This window comes from Nonomuraea rosea (assembly GCF_039539705.1).
Classification (GTDB): domain Bacteria; phylum Actinomycetota; class Actinomycetes; order Streptosporangiales; family Streptosporangiaceae; genus Nonomuraea; species Nonomuraea rosea.
Window position 1 is genome coordinate 672,731 of the sequence record NZ_BAABDQ010000003.1, and the last position, 16,563, is coordinate 689,293.

A 16,563-nucleotide genomic window follows, 5' to 3' on the forward strand; every position below is an offset into this window, starting at 1 on the left:
AACACGCGGGAGGCTCCCCCATGAGTAAGCCCCTCCTGGCGGCCGCGGCCGTCGCCACGCTGGTGCTCGCGGGCTGCGGCTCCGGATCGTCGTCCTCGGGAGAGGTACGGCTACGCATGATCGAGAGCCTGACCAGCCCAGAACGCACCAAGCTCATCAAGTCCCTGATCGCCGACTTCGAGAAGGCCAACCCGGGCGTCCAGGTCGAGCTGATCTCCCCGCCCCTCGACAGCGCCGACCAGAAGATCACCCAGATCCTGCAGACGAAGAAGGATCTGGACGTGCTGGAAGTGCGCGACCACACGGCCAAGTCCTTCTCCAACAACGGCTGGCTGGCCGAGCTGCCCACGCAGGACTGGGCGGGCTGGGCCGACCTCACCGACCTGGCCAAGAAGAAGGCGGTCGAGGTCGGGGGCAAGGCGTACCTGATCCCGTACGGGTTCTACGAGCGGACGATCTTCTACCGGACGGACTGGGGGATGGCCCAGCCGCCGGCCACCTGGCAGGAGCTCTACGAGGCGGGCAAGAAGATGACCTCGGGCGACCGCTTCGGCTACTCGTTCAGGGGTGGCAAGGGCGGCGCGGACTACGCGGTGATGATGATCAGCGCGTACAACGGCGAAGCCCTGAATCCCGAAAAATCCTTCTATCTGAAGGACAAGCGGACGATCTTCGCCACCCCCGAGGCGGCCCAGGCCATGGACCTCTACGTCAAGATCTTCAAGGAGGCGTCGCCACCCGACTCCGTGTCATGGGGCTACCCGGAGATGGTCCAGGGTTTCACCTCCGGCGTCACCGGCATGCTCATCCAGGACCCGGAAGTGATCAAGACGGTCGAGGAGAGCGGCGTCACGTCCTGGTCCACCGCCCCCATCCCCAAGGGCCCCACCGGGTACGCCTTCCAGCCCGTCGGCTACGCCGGCTGGGGCGCGACCTCCTTCACCAAGCACCCGAAGGAGGCGGTCAAGCTGGTGCAGTTCCTGTCGGAGGCCAAGCAGAGCATCGCCTTCGCCAAGGGCAACTCGCTCATCCCGATCTCCCAGCAGGCCCAGAGCGACCCGCAGTTCTCTGAGGGGGCGTGGAAGGCATATCTGCAGGCGCAGCAGGACCCCAAGCAGGTGATCACGATCCGCCCGGTGGACTACCCGGGCTGGAGCCAGTTCCTGGTCGACTCCGACCGTGACGTCCAGGCCCTGATCACCGGCAAGAAGACCACGGCCGAGGTGCTCAAGTCGTGGGACGCCTTCTGGACGGACCAGGCGAAGAAGGTGTCGTGAGCGCCACCCGCACCTTCACGGTCCGCAGGGCCAGGTTCATCGCGCTGTGCCTGCTGCCCGGCGTGGTGTTCGTGGCCCTGTTCACGTACTGGCCGATGATCCGCGGCGCGGTGATCGCCTTCCAGCGCTACAACCTGTTCGACCTCACCTCGACGCCCTTCACCGGCCTGGAGAACTTCCGGGCCGTGCTGGCCGAGGACCGCTTCTGGACGGCGCTGCGCAACACCGGCACCTGGGTGGTCGTGTCGCTGTTCTTCCAGTTCTTCCTCGGTTTCGGGCTGGCGCTGCTGCTGCGGCGGCACTTCCGCGGCCGGGGCCTGTACCAGGCGTGGGTGTTCTTCCCCTGGGCCATGTCGGGATTCCTGATCGGCCTGCTGTGGCGGTGGATGTTCAACGGGCAGTTCGGGGTGATCAACGACCTGCTGCTCAAGACGGGGCTCATCGACCAGCGCATCGGCTTCCTGGCCACGCCGGGGTGGGCGATGACCTCCGTCATCGTGGCGAACATCTGGTACGGCGTGACGTTCTTCGCCATCATGATCATGGCCGCGCTGCAGTCGGTCCCGAAGGAGCTGTACGAGGCGGCGGCCGTGGACGGAGCCTCGCGGCTGCGCCAGTTCTGGCACGTCACGCTGCCGCACATCCGGCCCACCCTGGCCCTGATCGTGCTGCTGCGGATCATCTGGATCCTGAACTTCCCCGACCTGATCTACTCGATGACCGGCGGCGGCCCGGCCGGCAGCACCGACATCATCACGACCTTCCTCATCCAGCAGGTCATCGGCGGCGACTACGGCCGGGCGGGCGCGGTCGGCCTGCTCATCCTCGGCCTCCTGCTGTCCTTCACCGTCTTCTACCTGAACGCCACCCGCTTCGAGAAGGCCAGATGAGACGTCTAGCGACCGCGGCCAAGGTCATCGTGCTGGCCGTCTGGCTGCTGATCACGTTGTTCCCCCTCTACTGGATCGTCGTCACCTCGCTCAAGCCCAAGGCCGAGATCTTCTCCATGCCGCTCAGGTACTGGCCGGGCCAGGTGACGTTCGAGCACTACGCGGAGCTGTTCTCCTTCGCCGACTTCGGCACGTACCTGCTCAACAGCCTGTTCGTCTCCCTGGTCGCGGCGGGGGCGGTGACGGCGATCGGGGTGCTCGGCGGCTACACGCTGGCCCGCTTCGCCTTCCCCGGCAGGGGAGCGCTGATGCTGGCGTTCCTGGTGACCCAGATGATCCCGCTGTTCATCGCGCTCGGCCCGCTCTACCTGCTGATGTCCGACCTCGACCTGCTCAACCGGCTGGCCGGGCTGATGCTGGTGTACGTGGCGATGCTGGTGCCGTTCGCCACGATCATCATGCGCGGCTTCTACGAGCGGGTGCCGGTGGCGCTGGAGGAGGCCGCCCAGGTGGACGGGGCCTCCAGGATCGTGGCCATGGTGCGGGTGGTGATCCCGGTCATGCTGCCGGGGATCGCGGCGACGTTCATCTTCGCGTTCGTGCAGTGCTGGAACGAGCTGTTCCTGGCGATCACGTTCATCGACAGCGAGGACGCCAAGACCATCCCGGTCGCCATGAACTCCTTCATCACCCAGTACGACATCGACTGGGGCTCCATGGCCGCCGCCACCGTGCTCTCCGTGCTGCCCACCCTCGTGCTTTTCGCCGCGATCCGCCGCTACATCGTCGAAGGGCTGACGGCAGGGGCCGTAAAAGGGTGAAAGGGATAGCCGACCGCTCATCGCGTCTAACAGACCTTTCACCGCAGGCCACCCCCAACTAAGCGCCGGACCGCAGCGGCTCGCCGAACAACCCTTCTGCGGATCTCCACGACGGGTAGGTTGCGCTCTTACGTTGGGCGTGATCCGCATCACAGTGGAGGTCTCGTGACGACACAAAAACATGACGCATCGGTCTATGAGCAAATGCAGGAGAGCAGTGATTTCCAGGAGCTGAAGAGGCGCTTCCGGCGCTGGACGTTCCCCATGACCGTCGCGTTCCTCGCGTGGTACCTGCTGTATGTGGTGCTGTCCGGGTGGGCGCGCGGATTCATGGCGATCAAGCTGCTCGGCGATATCAACGTCGGATTGGTCTTCGGGTTGCTGCAGTTCGTGTCCACGTTCCTGATCGCGTGGGCGTACTCCAGGCACGCGGAGAAGAAGCTCGACCCGCTCGCCGACAAGCTCCGCCACCAGGTTGAGGAGAAGACCTCGTGAGCTCCACGACCTTGGGGATGATCCTCTTCCTCACCTTCGTCGCCGGGACGCTGGGGATCACGTTCTGGGCCAGCCGCCAGACCAAGACGGCCGCCGACTACTACGCGGGCGGACGGTCGTTCACCGGCGTGCAGAACGGCCTGGCCATCGGCGGTGACTACATGTCGGCCGCCTCCTTCCTCGGCATCGCCGGCATCATCGCGCTGTCCGGCTACGACGGGTTCCTGTACTCGATCGGCTTCCTGGTGGCGTGGCTGGTCGCGCTGCTGCTGGTGGCCGAGCTGATGCGGAACTCCGGCAAGTTCACCATGGCCGACGTGCTGGCCTTCCGGATGAGCCCGCGGCCGGTCCGCACGGCGGCCGGCGTGTCCACGATCGTGGTCAGCATCTTCTACCTGCTGGCCCAGATGGTGGGCGCGGGCGCGCTGGTCGGCCTGCTGCTCGGCATCACCAGCCCTACGGGCAAGGCGTGGACGATCGTCGGCGTGGGCGCGCTGATGATCGTCTACGTGGTGTTCGGCGGCATGAAGGGCACCACCTGGGTGCAGATCGTCAAGGCCGTGCTGCTGATGAGCGGTGCCGCGCTGGTGACGGTGCTGGTCCTGGGCAAGTTCGGCTTCAACCTGTCCGCGCTGCTCGGCCAGGCCGCCGCCACGAGCGGTCCGAAGGCCAACCCCGAGAGCTTCCTCAGCCCCGGGCTCAAGTACGGCACCGAGGCGCAGGGCCTGGCCGGCAAGATCGACCTGATCAGCCTGGGCCTCGCGCTCGTGCTCGGCACGGCGGGACTGCCGCACATCCTCATCCGCTTCTACACCGTCCCCACCGCCAAGGACGCCCGTAAGTCGGTCCTCTGGGGCATCGGCATCATCGGCGTGTTCTACCTGCTGACCCTGGTCCTCGGCTTCGGCGCGGCGGCCCTGGTCGGCAAGGATGCGATCGTCGCCGGTGACAAGGCGGGCAACACGGCCGCGCCGATGCTGGCCGAACGCATCGGTGCCGACATCTTCGGACCGGTCGGCGGCACGATCCTGCTGGCGCTCATCGGGGCCGTGGCCTTCGCCACCATCCTGGCGGTGGTCGCGGGGCTCACCCTGGCCTCCTCCTCCAGCTTCTCGCACGACCTGTACGCGCACGTCTTCAAGCGCGGCCAGGCCAGCGAGCGCCAGGAGGTCGTGGTGGCCCGCGTCTCCGCCCTGGTCATCGGCGCCGTCGCGATCGGCCTGGGCATCCTCGCCCAGGGCCAGAACGTGGCCTTCCTGGTGGCCCTGGCCTTCGCGGTCGCGGCCTCGGGCAACCTGCCCGCGATCCTCTACAGCCTGTTCTGGAAGAGGTTCAACACCACGGGCGCGGTGTCGGCCATCTACGGCGGTCTCGTCTCCGCCCTGGTCCTGGTCGTCTTCTCGCCGGTGGTGTCGGCTCCCGCGCCCCCGGCGGGCACGGCGGTGACGGCGCTGATCCCCGGCGTGGACTTCCACTGGTTCCCGCTGAGCAACCCCGGCATCATCTCGATCCCGCTGGGCTTCCTGTGCGGCTGGCTCGGCACGATCCTGAGCAAGGAGTACAACGCCGCCAAGTACGCCGAGATCGAGGTCCGTTCCCTCACGGGCGTCGGCGCCGAGAAGGCGGACGAGCACTAAGCACCGATCCTTGCAGGCGCCCCCTGCCCCCGTGGCGCCTGCCCCTGCGGTGCTCCACCCCCCGGGGCACCGGGAAGGGCCCGGCCGGAAAAGGCCGGGCCCTTCCGCATGTGCAGAGAACCCCTGTCTGGGAAGAGATGCGGGACGTTCCACACCCCGACGCTTCTTAACGACAGCGAAACGCTGTGAAATGAGTGGTTGACGGGATTTCAGCGGTATGGGTACGTTCTCAGATGTGTGAACGTTGCCACACTGGCCTGGCGCCACGTGGCCGTCATCAGCATGCCTGATGCCCCGCTTGCTCAGTGTGGAGGCGAAACCCCAAATGAGATCCCCCCTCGTCCGCTGGTCCGTCCTGTCGATGTCGCTGGCGCTGGCGCTCACCTCATGTGCCAAGGGCACCGGAGGCGGAGCGGCCCCGTCCCCGTCGGCCGGTCAGTTCGACCCCGGGGCCACGTACCAGGGCACGATGTCCGTCATGGGCTTCGGCGCGACCGACGAGATCGGGACGACGCGCGTCGCAGCGGCCAAGAAGGCCCTCGGCGGCGCGGACGTCAAGCTGATCGAGGGCGACCTCGACATCCAGCAGTTCCTGTCCGCGGTCGCCGCCGGCGACCCGCCGGACATCATCTACGCCAACCGCGACCAGATCGGTACCTTCGCCTCGCGCGGCGCGATCGTCCCGCTGACGGCGTGCGTCAAGGGCGAGCAGATCGACACCTCGATGTACAACAAGGACGCGCTCGGCCAGGTGACGTTCGGCGGCGAGGTGTGGGCCATCCCCGAGTTCAACCAGGTGCAGATCACCATGGCGGACGCCGGCCTGCTCAAGGAGGCCGGGCTGACGATCGCGGACGTGAACGGCTCCAACTGGGAGCAGGTCACCGCCGCGGCGAAGAAGCTGGTCAAGGCCCCGGGCGGCAAGCTCCAGGTCATCGGCTACGACAGCAAGCTGCCGGAGTTCCTGCCGCTGTGGGCCAAGGCCAACGGCGCCGACCTGCTGTCGGCCGACGGCAGGACCGCGCAGCTCAACAGCCCGCAGGTGGTCAAGGCGCTGGAGTTCGCCGTCGCGATCTATGACGCGCAGGGCGGCTTCGCCAAGGTCAAGGCCCTGCGCGACTCCGCCGACTTCTTCGGCAAGGGCAACCAGTTCGCCGAGCACGAGCTCGGCGCGATGCCGATGGAGCAGTGGTACGTCAACGTGCTCAACGACGTCTCACCCAAGGCGCCGCTGGTCTTCGACACCTTCCGCACCCCGCAGGGGCAGCCGCTGGCCTACTCCTCCGGCTCGTCGTGGGCGATCCCCAAGGGCGCCAAGAACGCCGGAGCCGCCTGCAGGTTCGCCAAGACCATGACGCTCGTCGACACCTGGAAGGCCGCCGCGCAGGCGCGCCTCGCCAAGCGCGACGCGGAGAAGAAGCCGTTCACCGGCATCCTCACCGGCAACACCCTGGCCGACGCCGAGATCGAGAAGCTGCTCACCTCGGGCGGCGAGCCCTGGGACTCCGGCGTGAAGGCCTTCTACGAGGCGAACAAGCACACCTTCAGCCTGCCGGCCAACCCGGCCGACAAGGAGTTCAAGGACGCCTGGCAGGGTGCGGTGAACCGGGTGCTCAACGGCCAGGACGAGGCGCAGACCGCGCTCGACAAGGCCCAGCAGGACGCCCAGGCGGCCCTGGACAAGGCGTGGGCCGGCTGGACGAAGCGTACGAACTGAGATGCGCGCCTCCCATTCCAGGGCGCCGCGGTGGCGCTCCATGCGGTGGATCGAGACCCGGGCGGCCCTGCTGTTCATCAGCCCCTGGATCATCGGATTCCTGATCTTCACCGCGTGGCCCGTCATCAACAGCGCCTACCTCTCGCTGACCGACTACGACGTCATCAACGACCCGTCGTTCGTCGGGTTCGACAACTACGTGACGCTCTTCGAGGACCCCAAGGTCGGGCTCGCACTGTGGAACACGTTCCTGTTCACCGTGATGTCCGTGCCCGCCCATCTCGTCGTCTCCCTGGGGCTGGCGCTGCTGCTCAACAGCGCCGCCAGGGCCACCGGCTTCTTCCGCACCGCCTTCTTCCTGCCCAAGATGACGCCGCCGGTCGCGATCGGCATCCTGTTGCTGATGCTGTTCAACGGCCAGAGCGGCCTGATCAACGGCTTCCTCGGGATCTTCGGCATCGACGGGCCCGCCTGGACCACCGACCCGAACTGGGTCAAGCCGGGCTTGGTGCTGATGGGCCTCTGGACGGTCGGCTCGTCGGTGATCATCATCCTGGCCGCGCTGCGCGGCGTCCCCCAGGAGCTGTACGACTCCGCCCTCGTGGACGGCGCCGGCTGGTGGAAGCGCACGCTGCGGATCACCGTGCCGATGATCAGCCCGACGCTGTTCTTCCTGTTCATCGTGGACAGCATCAACGCCCTGCAGTCGTTCACCGAGGCGTACACCGCCTTCTTCGGCGCGGGCAACACCACCTACAGCAACGACGCCGCGCTGTTCTACGCGATCTACCTGTTCCAGCAGGCCTTCGAGTTCCTGCACATGGGCTACGCCTCGGCGCTGGCCTGGCTGCTGTTCATCGTCATCATGGCCATCACCGGCGTGCAGATCCTGGTGACCAGGCGATTCGTTCACTATGAAGGGGGGCAGCCATGAGCCGGGCCAGGAAGATCCTGACGATGACGGCGCTGAGCGCGTTCGCGGTCGCGTTCATCTACCCGTTCGTCTGGCTGCTCAGCGCCTCGTTCAAGCCGCGCAGCGAGGTGTTCGACCACCGGATCCTGCCCGAGACCTTCACCTTCGACAACTACATCAAGGTGTGGCAGGAGGCGCCGCTGGCGCTGTGGATGGTCAACACGCTGCTGGTGACGGTGCTCGCGGCGGTGGCCGTGACCGTCACCAGTGCGATGGTGGCGTGGGGGTTCGCCTACTTCCGCTTCCCCGGCAGGGGAGCGCTGTTCGGCGTGGTGCTGGCCACGATGATGCTGCCGGGCGCGGTCACCATGATCCCGGTGTTCCTGATCTGGAACTCGCTCGGCATGGTCGGCACGCTGACCCCGCTCTGGGCCCAGAACCTGTTCGGCAGCGCCTTCTACATCTTCCTGCTGCGGCAGTTCTTCCTCGGGCTCCCGCGCGAGCCGTTCGAGGCGGCGAAGATCGATGGGGCGAACAACTGGCGGATCTTCACCCGCATCGCGCTGCCGCTGTGCAAGCCGGCGGTCGTGGTGACGCTGCTGTTCGAGTTCCAGGCGGCGTGGACGGATCTGATGCGGCCGCTGATCTACCTGCGGGACTCCAGCACGTTCACGGTGCCGCGCGGGCTGAAGGCGCTGCTCGACCAGTTCGGGTTCGGCGGCGAGTGGCACTGGGAGATCGTCATGACGGCCAGCGTGATCACCACGATCCCGATGATCGTCCTGTTCTTCCTCGGCCAGAGGCACTTCGTCAAGGGCATCGCGACCACGGGAAGCAAAGGATGAGCGCCCTGTCCGGCAGCACCATGCGGATCACCACCACCGACACGGCCTACCACCTGGACAGCGGCCACTACCGGCTGACCGTCTCGCGCGGCGACCCCAGCGCCGAGCTCGAAGGCTGGATGACGCTCAGCCTCATCGCCTCGGCGGACACGGCGGGCGGGCGCGACGAGACGTACGAGACCCTGCCCCCGGTGCTCGTCGAGCGCGGGGACGAGGTGATCTTCGAGTTCCCCCAGCGCTCGACCGCGTGGGAGAGCAAGGCGGTGCGGCTCACGTGCACCCCCGAGACGATCGCGCTGGACGTGCGCGTCGAGGGCGACGGCGTGCTCGGCGACGTGACGCTGCTCGGCGGGCGCGCCGTGCTGAACACCGGGGCGTCGGGCACCTTCCGCAGCGCGCCGCACGCCAAGGGCGTCTTCAACCCCACGCCCACGCACCCGGTGCAGGTCGTGCGCCCGGTGTCCGCGCCGGTCGCGCTGACCGTGGTCGGCGACGCCTCGCCGGGCCGGCTGCACGCCGTCTTCTCGCCCCCGCCGCTGGCGCTGGCCTTCTGCAAGGAGGAGCCGGACGGCGCCACCGCCGTCCCGGGCGGGCCCTGGCTGGGCGCCTCGGTACGTGCCGGGATCGGCGAGCTGACCTTCACCGAGCTGGCGTACGAGCCGCTGGACGGCGGGGCGCTGCTGCGTTTCGACTACGAGGGCCACACCGAGGTCAGCGGCCGGTGGACGTCGCCGGCCGTGGTGTTCCGTACGGCCTCGTCCCCGTACGAGGTGATCGAGCAGCACCGCGCCGACCTCGTCGCGCACGGGATGGCCCCGGCCGGGCCCCTACACGAGCCGCACCCCTGGTGGAGTGAGCCGATCTTCTGCGGCTGGGGCGCCCAGTGCGCCAGGGCGGGCGGCCGGTCGCCGGTGGAGCTGTCCAGGCAGGACCTCTACGACGAATGGCTGGACCGGCTGGCCGGGCACGGACTCGTGCCGGGAACCGTCGTCATCGACGACCGGTGGCAGCTCACGTACGGGGACCCGGCGCCCGATCCGGAGAAGTGGCCCCGGCTGCGGGAGTGGATCGCCGCCAGGCACGAGCGCGGCCAGCGCGTCCTGCTGTGGTGGCGGGCCTGGGCGCCCGGCGGCCTGCCCCCGGAGGAGTGCGTCACCGACGCGGGCGGTCGCGCCGTGGCCGCCGACCCGTCGAACCCGGCCTACCGGCGCAGGATCCAGACGATCATGGAGCGGCTGCTCGGCGACCTCGGGGCCGACGGCTTCAAGGTGGACTTCACGCAGTGGTCCCCGAGCGGAACACACCTGAAGACCTACGGCTCGACCTGGGGGTTCGCTCTCCTGCATGAGCTGCTGGCGACCATGTACGAGGCCGCCAAACGCGTCAAGCCCGACGCCTTGATGGTCACGCACACCCCGCATCCCGCCTTCGGCGACGTCACCGACATGATCAGGCTCAACGACGTGCTCGAATACGACGTCCACGGGGACCCCGTACCGGCTGTGGACCAGCTCCGCTTCCGCCACGCGGTGGCCGTGGCCGCGATGCCCGGCCACCTGATCGACACCGACCAGTGGCCGATGCCCAGCAGGGCCGACTGGCTCGCCTACGCCGAGGCGCAGCCCGCGCTCGGTGTCCCCGCCCTCTACTACGTGGAGTCCATCGACAACTCCGGTGAGCCGATCACCGGCGCGGACCTCGATCTGGTGGCGACCTGGTGGCGCCGGTGAGGCAGGCCGAAGTGGTCGTGTACGGGGCGACGTCGGCAGGCGTCTGCGCCGCCGTCGCCGCCGCCCGGCGCGGCCTCGACACGGTTCTCGTCGAGCCGGGACGGCACGTCGGCGGCATGACCTCGGGCGGGCTCGGCTACACCGACCTCGGCGACGCCCGCGTGCTGGGCGGGATGGCCGCCGAGTTCCGCCAGGCCGTGGCCGACGCCTACGGGGTCGCGCCGGGCCACTACGCCGGGCCTGAGCCGCACGTCGCCGAGCAGATCTTCCTGTCCTGGCTGGAGTCGGCCGGGGTGGAGGTGGTGTTCGATGCCCGGCTGCGCACGGTGGTCATGAGCGGCGAGCGCGTCTACTCCGTCGCCACGCTGCGCGGCGACTTCGCCGGCGGGGCGTTCGTGGACGCCTCCTACGAGGGCGACCTGCTGGCCGCCGCCGGGGTGGGCTACCGCGTCGGCAGGGAGGACCGGGGGCTGCACGGCGAGCGGTTCGCCGGTCGCCGCGAGGTCGTGCCCGGCCTGCACAACTTCCCGCCGTGGATCTCGCCGTTCCTGGCCGGGGGCGGCCTGCTGCCGCAGGTCGCGGACGGGCCCATGGCCGAGGTGGGCGCGGGCGACGGCGGCGTCATGTCGTACGGCTACCGCGTCTGCATGACGACGGCCGCCGACCGGATCCCGTTCGAGCGGCGGCCCGGCTACGACGAGGAGCACTGGGAGCTGGGCCGGCGGCTGTTCAGGCACTGGCGGGAGCAGGGGAGCACGCCCAGGGCCGGCCGCCTCGTCGGCCTGGAGCCGAACCTGCCCGGCGGCAAGTGCGACGGCAACTCGCTCGGGCCGTTCTCCCTCAGCGTGCTCGACCGCTCGGCCTGGGCCTATCCGGACGCCGGGCCCGCAGAACGCGAGCGGATCCGGCTGCACCACCTGCACCACGCGCAGGACCTGCTGTACTTCCTGTCGCACGACCCCGAGGTGCCCGCCGGCGTGCGGGCCGAGGTGGGGCGGTGGGGGCTGCCGGCCGACGAGTTCGCCGACACCGGGCACCTGCCGCACCAGCTCTACGTGCGCGAGGCGCGGCGGATGCTGGGGGAGCGGCACCTGACCGAGCACGACCTCGTCGGCGGCCGGCCGCAGGAGGACGTCATCGCCATGGGCTCCTACCACCTCGACATCCGGGAGGTGCAGCGGACCTGGCGGTGGGTGTACGAGCATCCCGACCCGGTGCCGATGGTGGTCACCGAGGGGTACCTGTCGGTGGGGGTGGCGCCGTACCAGATCCCGTACGCGTCGATCGTCCCGCGGCGCGAGGAGTGCGCGAACCTGGTGGTGCCGGTGTGCCTGTCGGCCTCGCACGTGGCGTTCTCCTCCATCCGGATGGAGGTCCAGTACCAGATGCTCGGGCACGCCGCCGGGCTGGCCGCCGCCTTGGCGGCGGGGAGCGGGAAGGCGGTGCAGGACGTGGACGTCGCCGCCCTGCAGGAGGAGCTGGCGGCGGCCGGTCAGGTCCTCTCGCTGTGATCAGCCAGGGCTGGGCCCTGGCCTTCGCGATCGCGCCTGAGCCCGTGACCGGCCGGGGCCGGGCTCCCCGCCTTCGCGATCAGCTCTGAGCCGCCCGTTCCAGGGCTGCGCGGGCGAACGGGGGGATCACGCCGCGCAGGACGTTCGCCTCGTGCGCCTCCGCGCGGGCGAGCGCCTCCCGCGCCGCCTCCACCAGGCTCTCGGAACGGCCGGTGAGCAGGTCGAGCGCGGCCAGCCCCGCCGCTCCCATGTCCCTGGCGGCCGGCACCCAGCGGCCCAGCTCCCGGGCCAGCGTCCCCGGAACGTCCTGCGGCAGCTCGGCCAGCCGGATGAGCTCCGCGCGCAGCCGTCCGGCGGGACGGCCCGCCAGGGCGTCGTCGCAGAGCGCGGAGAGCGCCGGGCTCTGCGACGCGCCGGGCGGCCACGAGGAGCACGCCTCCACCAGCGGCCGCAGCTCCGCCGCGCCGGGCACCAGCCGGACGGCCCGCTCGTGGGACCGGCCAGGCTCGTACGCCGCCAGGTGCCAGGCGTAGTCGGCCACCGTCGTCAGGGCGAGCCGCGACGCCGCCGCCTCCACCATGGGGTTGGCCGTGATCCCCTCCAGCGGCACGCCGCCGAGCTCCGTCGCCCGCCCGGTCAGCGGCCCGAGGAAGACCCGCTCGAAGTCGAAGTCGTTGACCGGGAAGTTGTCCCACAGCGCGACGCGATGCCCGTAGGAGGCCGCCGCGGCCGTCATGTCCGCCGCCGGGATCTCGCCGACCACCACGTCGGACCCGGTCCACCAGACGAGCACGTCCTGCGGCAGCTCCGCCGCCAGCCGGTCGCGGTAGGCCGTCCTGCCCGTGCCCGCGTAGTCGGTGGGCACCATGGTCAGCGGCCGGTCCGCGCCGTGCGGGACCAGGAACTCCTCGGCGAAGTCGCGGCAGACGGCCGCGTGGGCGCTCGCGCTCGCGCCCTCCGCCGTGCCGAACGCCGCCCGGTCCCGCTCGTGCCGCAGCTCCGGCGGGATGTCGTCGAACAGCAGCGCGTACTCGCGCACGCCGGCCTCCCACACCTGCTCCGCCTTGGCCCTCAGCGCCGCCCGCTCGGCCGGGTCGCCGTAGACCATGGACAGCCCGGGGCTCAGCGCGAACACGAACCTGACGTGCTGCGCCGCCGCCTGCGCGACCAGCTCGCCCAGCCTGGCCAGCTCCTCCTCCGGGTACGGCTCCCGCCAGCGCTCCCGGTGGAACGGGTCGTCCTTGGGGGCGTACACGTAGGTGTTGAGCTTGTGCCTGCCCGAGAAGCGGAGATGCTCCATGCGGTCGGCGTGCGTCCACGGGGTGCCGTAGAAGCCCTCGATGGTGCCGCGCAGCGGCAGGTCGGGCCAGTCGCGCACGCTGCACTCCGGCACGCACACCCGGTGCTCGGCGCAGGGGGCGGCGGCCATCGCGAGCAGCGTCTGCGCCCCGTAGAAGGCGCCGGCCGGATCGGCGCCGACGATCAGCACGCCCGTCGCGCCGGCGGTCAGCGTGTAACCCTCGGGCGGCGATCCGGGCTCGACCCGGATCTCGACCCGGACCTCGACCTCTGTGGCACCAGCCTCAGGTGCGGCGCCGAGGGCGGCGCGCAGGGCGGTGACGGCCGTGCCGGTGCCGCCCTGGATGTGGCACCCGTTCAGATCGATATGGGATCGCCCGATCGTGGCCTTTTTCGGATAAGGGACGATCCATTCCAGGGCATCCATTGTGGGAACGATACCGGATAGAATCCCGCCTTGTGGTTAAGGATGTCACCGAAGTCGTCCCCGGGGTGTTCCGCGTCGAGGACACCTGTCACGTCTATGTCATCGCGGCTCCGGCCGAGCCCGGCGAGGAGCGTACGGGGATCGCCGTCGACTTCGGCTCGGGGCGCGTGCTCGACGTCCTCGACGAGCTCGGCATCGACCGGCTCACCGACGTCCTGATGACGCACCACCACCGCGACCAGGCCCAAGGGCTGGCGCGGGCGGTCGAGGCGGGCGTCGCCGTCCATGTGCCGCCGGTCGAGCGCGACCTGTTCGACCAGGTGGGCGAGATGTGGGCGGGCCGCCAGCTCAGCAACGACTACGACCTGCGCGACGACCGGTTCTCGCTGCTGGAGCCGGTGCCCGTGACCAGCGTGGTGCCCGAGTACCGCACGGCCCGCTACGGCGGGGTGGACGTGCGCGTCCTGCCCACCCCCGGGCACACTCCCGGCTCGGTCACGTACGTGGCGGGCGGCGTCGCGTTCACCGGTGACCTGATCTACGCCCCCGGCAAGGTCTGGTCGCTGGCCGCCACGCAGTGGTCGTACACCGAGAACGAGGGCCCGGCCATGGTGGTCCTGAGCTGCGAGCTGCTCCAGCGGGAGGAGCTCGACGTGTTATTGCCCGCGCACGGCGAGCCGATGACGGACCCCGGCGACGCGCTGAGCCGGCTCTCGGCGGCCATGCGGCGTTACGTCGACTTCCGCCGCCCCCACCCCTGGGACCTGCGCGGGCTGCTGGACAACCCGTTCGTCCAGGTGACCCCGCACCTGCTGATGAACAAGAGCAGCCAGTCCTACAGCTACGTCCTGCTGTCGGAGTCGGGCGCGGCCATGATCTTCGACTTCGGCTACGACATGTCCACCGGCCTGGTCAAGAGCACGGCCCGCGAGGCCCGCCGCCCCTGGCTGGCCTCCATGCCCGCGCTGCGCGAGCACTACGGCGTCACCCAGGTGGAGGTGGCCGTGCCCACTCACTACCACGACGACCACGTGGCGGGCATGCCGCTGCTGCGCGACGTCGAGGGGACCGAGATCTGGGCGCCGTCCCACATCGCGCCCATCCTGGCCACGCCGCTCCACCACGATCTGCCGTGCCAGTGGTTCGAGCCGATCCCCGCCGACCGGGTGCTGGGGCTGGGCGAGACGGTGCGCTGGCGCGAGTACGACATCACGGTGCACGACCTGCCGGGGCACACGCTGTTCGCGGCGGCGTACGAGTTCGAGGTGGACGGCCACCGCGTGCTGGTGACCGGCGACCAGCAGGACGGGATGGGCATCCCTGGCGAACGCGGCGAGATCCTGAATTTTCAGTACAAGAATCGGTTCCGGATCGAGGACTACCGCAAGAGCGCCGCCCTCTACCGCCGCCTGCGCCCCGACCTCATGGTCAGCGGCCACTGGCGGCCCCGCTGGGTGGACGACGACTACCTGCACCTGCTCACCGAGCGCGGCGAAGAGCTGGTCGCCCTGCACCACGACCTGCTCCCGCTGGAGGAGCTCGATCTCGGGGCGGACGGGGTGCTGTGCCGCCTGACCCCTTACTATGCGAGCGTCCAGGCGGGCGGCGAGATCGTGCTGACCGCCACCGTGCGCAACCCGTTCCCCGACAAGGTCGTGGCCGTCATCGAGCCCGTCGTGCCCCCTGGATGGCGCCGCGAGCGTGGATCGGTGACGCTAAGGCTTCCCGGAGGGGGTATGGAGCAGGTGCACCTCCGTTTCGGCGCCGACGCCGTCCCACGGCGCCGCGTCCGCCTCGCAGTCGACTTGACCATCGGCGACCTGCGCCTCGGGCAGCACGCCGAGGCGCTGGTCGACGTGGTCGGGGAAGGGATTCGATGACCATAGAGCGGCGCACCCCCCTCGGCCGTTCCCGGCGGCCCACGATCAAGGACGTGGCCGAGGCCGCCGGGGTCTCACGCTCCACCGTCTCCCGCGCGCTCACCGGTCGCGGGTACGCGGCCAGCGACGTGCGCGAACGCGTCCTGCGCGCGGCGGCCGAGCTCGGCTACGTGCCCGACGTGATGGCGCGCACGCTCAAGCAGCAGATCAGCGGGTCCGTCGGCGTCCTGGTGAGCGACCTGCGCAACCCCTTCTACGCGGAGCTGGCCGCCGGGGTCAGCAGCGAGGCCCGCGAACGCGGCTACACGATGGTGCTGGCCGACACGAGCCTGTCGGCCCAGACGGAACGGGAGGCCGCGGAGGCGCTCGTCGCGCTGCGCGTGGCGGGCGTGATCGTGACCCCCAACTCCCCGGCCGTCTCCACCTACCTCTCCTCGCACGGCATCCCCGTCGTCGAGGTGGACCGGCAGTTCGCGGCCGGCTCGACCGACGGCGTCGTGGTCGGCAACCGCGTCGGGGCCCGCACCGCCACCGCGCACCTGGTGGGGCTGGGGCACCGCAGGATCGCGCTGTTCATCGACGAGACCGACTGGACCACCGGCTACGAGCGGTACCAGGGCTACCTGGAGGCGCTGTCCGCCGGTGACATCAAGGTCGAGCCCGACCTGGTCGTCTCCTCGGGCTGGGACGTCGCAGACTCGCGCCGCCGGGCGCGCGACATGCTGCGCGGGCCCGACCGGCCGACCGCCGTTTTCGCCGCCAACAACGTGCTGGCGGAGGGCGTCTGGCGGGCGATCGGGGAGCTGGGGCTGCGGATCCCCGGCGACATCAGCCTGGTCGCGTTCGACGACGCGCCCTGGATGAGCATGGTCTCGCCCACGGTCAGCGCGGTCTCGCAGGACACCTTCAACCTGGGCGCGACGGCCGTGCGCAGGCTCGACGAGCGGATCGACCTGCCGGAGTCGGACTCGGTCACCACGGTGCTCGGGGTGCATCTCGTGACCAGGGAGTCGACCGCGCCGCCCCCGATGATCTGACATTTCCCTCATCTCGTCCGTTGACCCATAGGGAAAGGTCGCCCTAGGATCCGTGTGGGAACGATGTCATATCCCCTTGCATGA

At 69.8% G+C, this 16,563-nt stretch carries 13 protein-coding genes; 12 read left to right on the forward strand and 1 reads right to left on the reverse strand.

All coding sequences use genetic code 11. From position 1 onward, the window contains the following. Positions 1-20: 20 nt before the first annotated feature. The 10 genes from ABEA43_RS10575 to ABEA43_RS10620 all read left to right on the forward strand — a co-directional run bounded on the left by ABEA43_RS10575 (position 21) and on the right by ABEA43_RS10620 (position 11,836). Positions 21-1,277 (forward strand): ABC transporter substrate-binding protein, encoded by a 1,257-nt coding sequence (locus ABEA43_RS10575; RefSeq protein WP_345560681.1) that lies wholly within the window; start codon positions 21-23, stop codon positions 1,275-1,277. Continuing rightward, complete coding sequence (locus ABEA43_RS10580; RefSeq protein ID WP_345560682.1) at positions 1,274-2,167, forward strand: carbohydrate ABC transporter permease; 894 nt, start codon at positions 1,274-1,276, stop codon at positions 2,165-2,167. Before ABEA43_RS10575 ends, ABEA43_RS10580 begins: the two co-directional genes overlap by 4 nt. Continuing rightward, positions 2,164-2,988, forward strand: coding sequence for a carbohydrate ABC transporter permease (locus ABEA43_RS10585; protein WP_345560683.1), 825 nt, complete (start codon positions 2,164-2,166; stop codon positions 2,986-2,988). The genes ABEA43_RS10580 and ABEA43_RS10585 overlap by 4 nt, the downstream gene beginning before the upstream one ends. Positions 2,989-3,192: 204 nt before the next feature. Then, on the forward strand, positions 3,193-3,483 hold the full coding sequence (locus ABEA43_RS10590) for a DUF485 domain-containing protein (RefSeq protein WP_345560684.1): 291 nt from the start codon (positions 3,193-3,195) through the stop codon (positions 3,481-3,483). Between the two features lie 17 nt (positions 3,484-3,500). Beyond that, positions 3,501-5,120, forward strand: coding sequence for a solute symporter family protein (locus tag ABEA43_RS10595; RefSeq protein ID WP_345560810.1), 1,620 nt, complete (start codon positions 3,501-3,503; stop codon positions 5,118-5,120). A gap of 325 nt (positions 5,121-5,445) precedes the next feature. Further along, positions 5,446-6,837 carry an extracellular solute-binding protein gene (locus ABEA43_RS10600; protein WP_345560685.1) on the forward strand — a complete coding sequence of 464 codons (1,392 nt, stop codon included), beginning with the start codon at positions 5,446-5,448 and terminating at the stop codon, positions 6,835-6,837. A 40-nt stretch (positions 6,838-6,877) separates the two neighbouring features. Next, complete coding sequence (locus ABEA43_RS10605) at positions 6,878-7,771, forward strand: carbohydrate ABC transporter permease (RefSeq protein WP_345560686.1); 894 nt, start codon at positions 6,878-6,880, stop codon at positions 7,769-7,771. Continuing rightward, the gene (locus ABEA43_RS10610) at positions 7,768-8,595 is read left to right on the forward strand and encodes a carbohydrate ABC transporter permease (protein ID WP_345560687.1); all 828 of its coding nucleotides are present in this window, start codon (positions 7,768-7,770) and stop codon (positions 8,593-8,595) included. The genes ABEA43_RS10605 and ABEA43_RS10610 overlap by 4 nt, the downstream gene beginning before the upstream one ends. Further along, entirely contained in the window at positions 8,592-10,325 is a 1,734-nt protein-coding gene (locus ABEA43_RS10615; RefSeq protein WP_345560688.1) for an alpha-amylase family protein, read from the forward strand. The genes ABEA43_RS10610 and ABEA43_RS10615 overlap by 4 nt, the downstream gene beginning before the upstream one ends. Further along, positions 10,322-11,836 (forward strand): FAD-dependent oxidoreductase, encoded by a 1,515-nt coding sequence (locus ABEA43_RS10620; protein WP_345560689.1) that lies wholly within the window; start codon positions 10,322-10,324, stop codon positions 11,834-11,836. The genes ABEA43_RS10615 and ABEA43_RS10620 overlap by 4 nt, the downstream gene beginning before the upstream one ends. A gap of 79 nt (positions 11,837-11,915) precedes the next feature. Here the strand turns inward: ABEA43_RS10620 and ABEA43_RS10625 are convergent, their stop codons facing one another. Continuing rightward, positions 11,916-13,562 (reverse strand): glycoside hydrolase family 84 protein, encoded by a 1,647-nt coding sequence (locus tag ABEA43_RS10625; protein WP_345560690.1) that lies wholly within the window; start codon positions 13,560-13,562, stop codon positions 11,916-11,918. A gap of 32 nt (positions 13,563-13,594) precedes the next feature. On the opposite strand from ABEA43_RS10625, the gene ABEA43_RS10630 reads away from it, so the two are divergent. Both ABEA43_RS10630 and ABEA43_RS10635 read left to right on the forward strand, forming a co-directional pair. Further along, entirely contained in the window at positions 13,595-15,442 is a 1,848-nt protein-coding gene (locus tag ABEA43_RS10630; protein WP_345560691.1) for an MBL fold metallo-hydrolase, read from the forward strand. Continuing rightward, positions 15,439-16,479: a LacI family DNA-binding transcriptional regulator gene (locus ABEA43_RS10635; protein ID WP_345560692.1), complete on the forward strand. Its 1,041-nt coding sequence runs from the start codon at positions 15,439-15,441 to the stop codon at positions 16,477-16,479. Before ABEA43_RS10630 ends, ABEA43_RS10635 begins: the two co-directional genes overlap by 4 nt. Positions 16,480-16,563 lie beyond the last annotated feature (84 nt).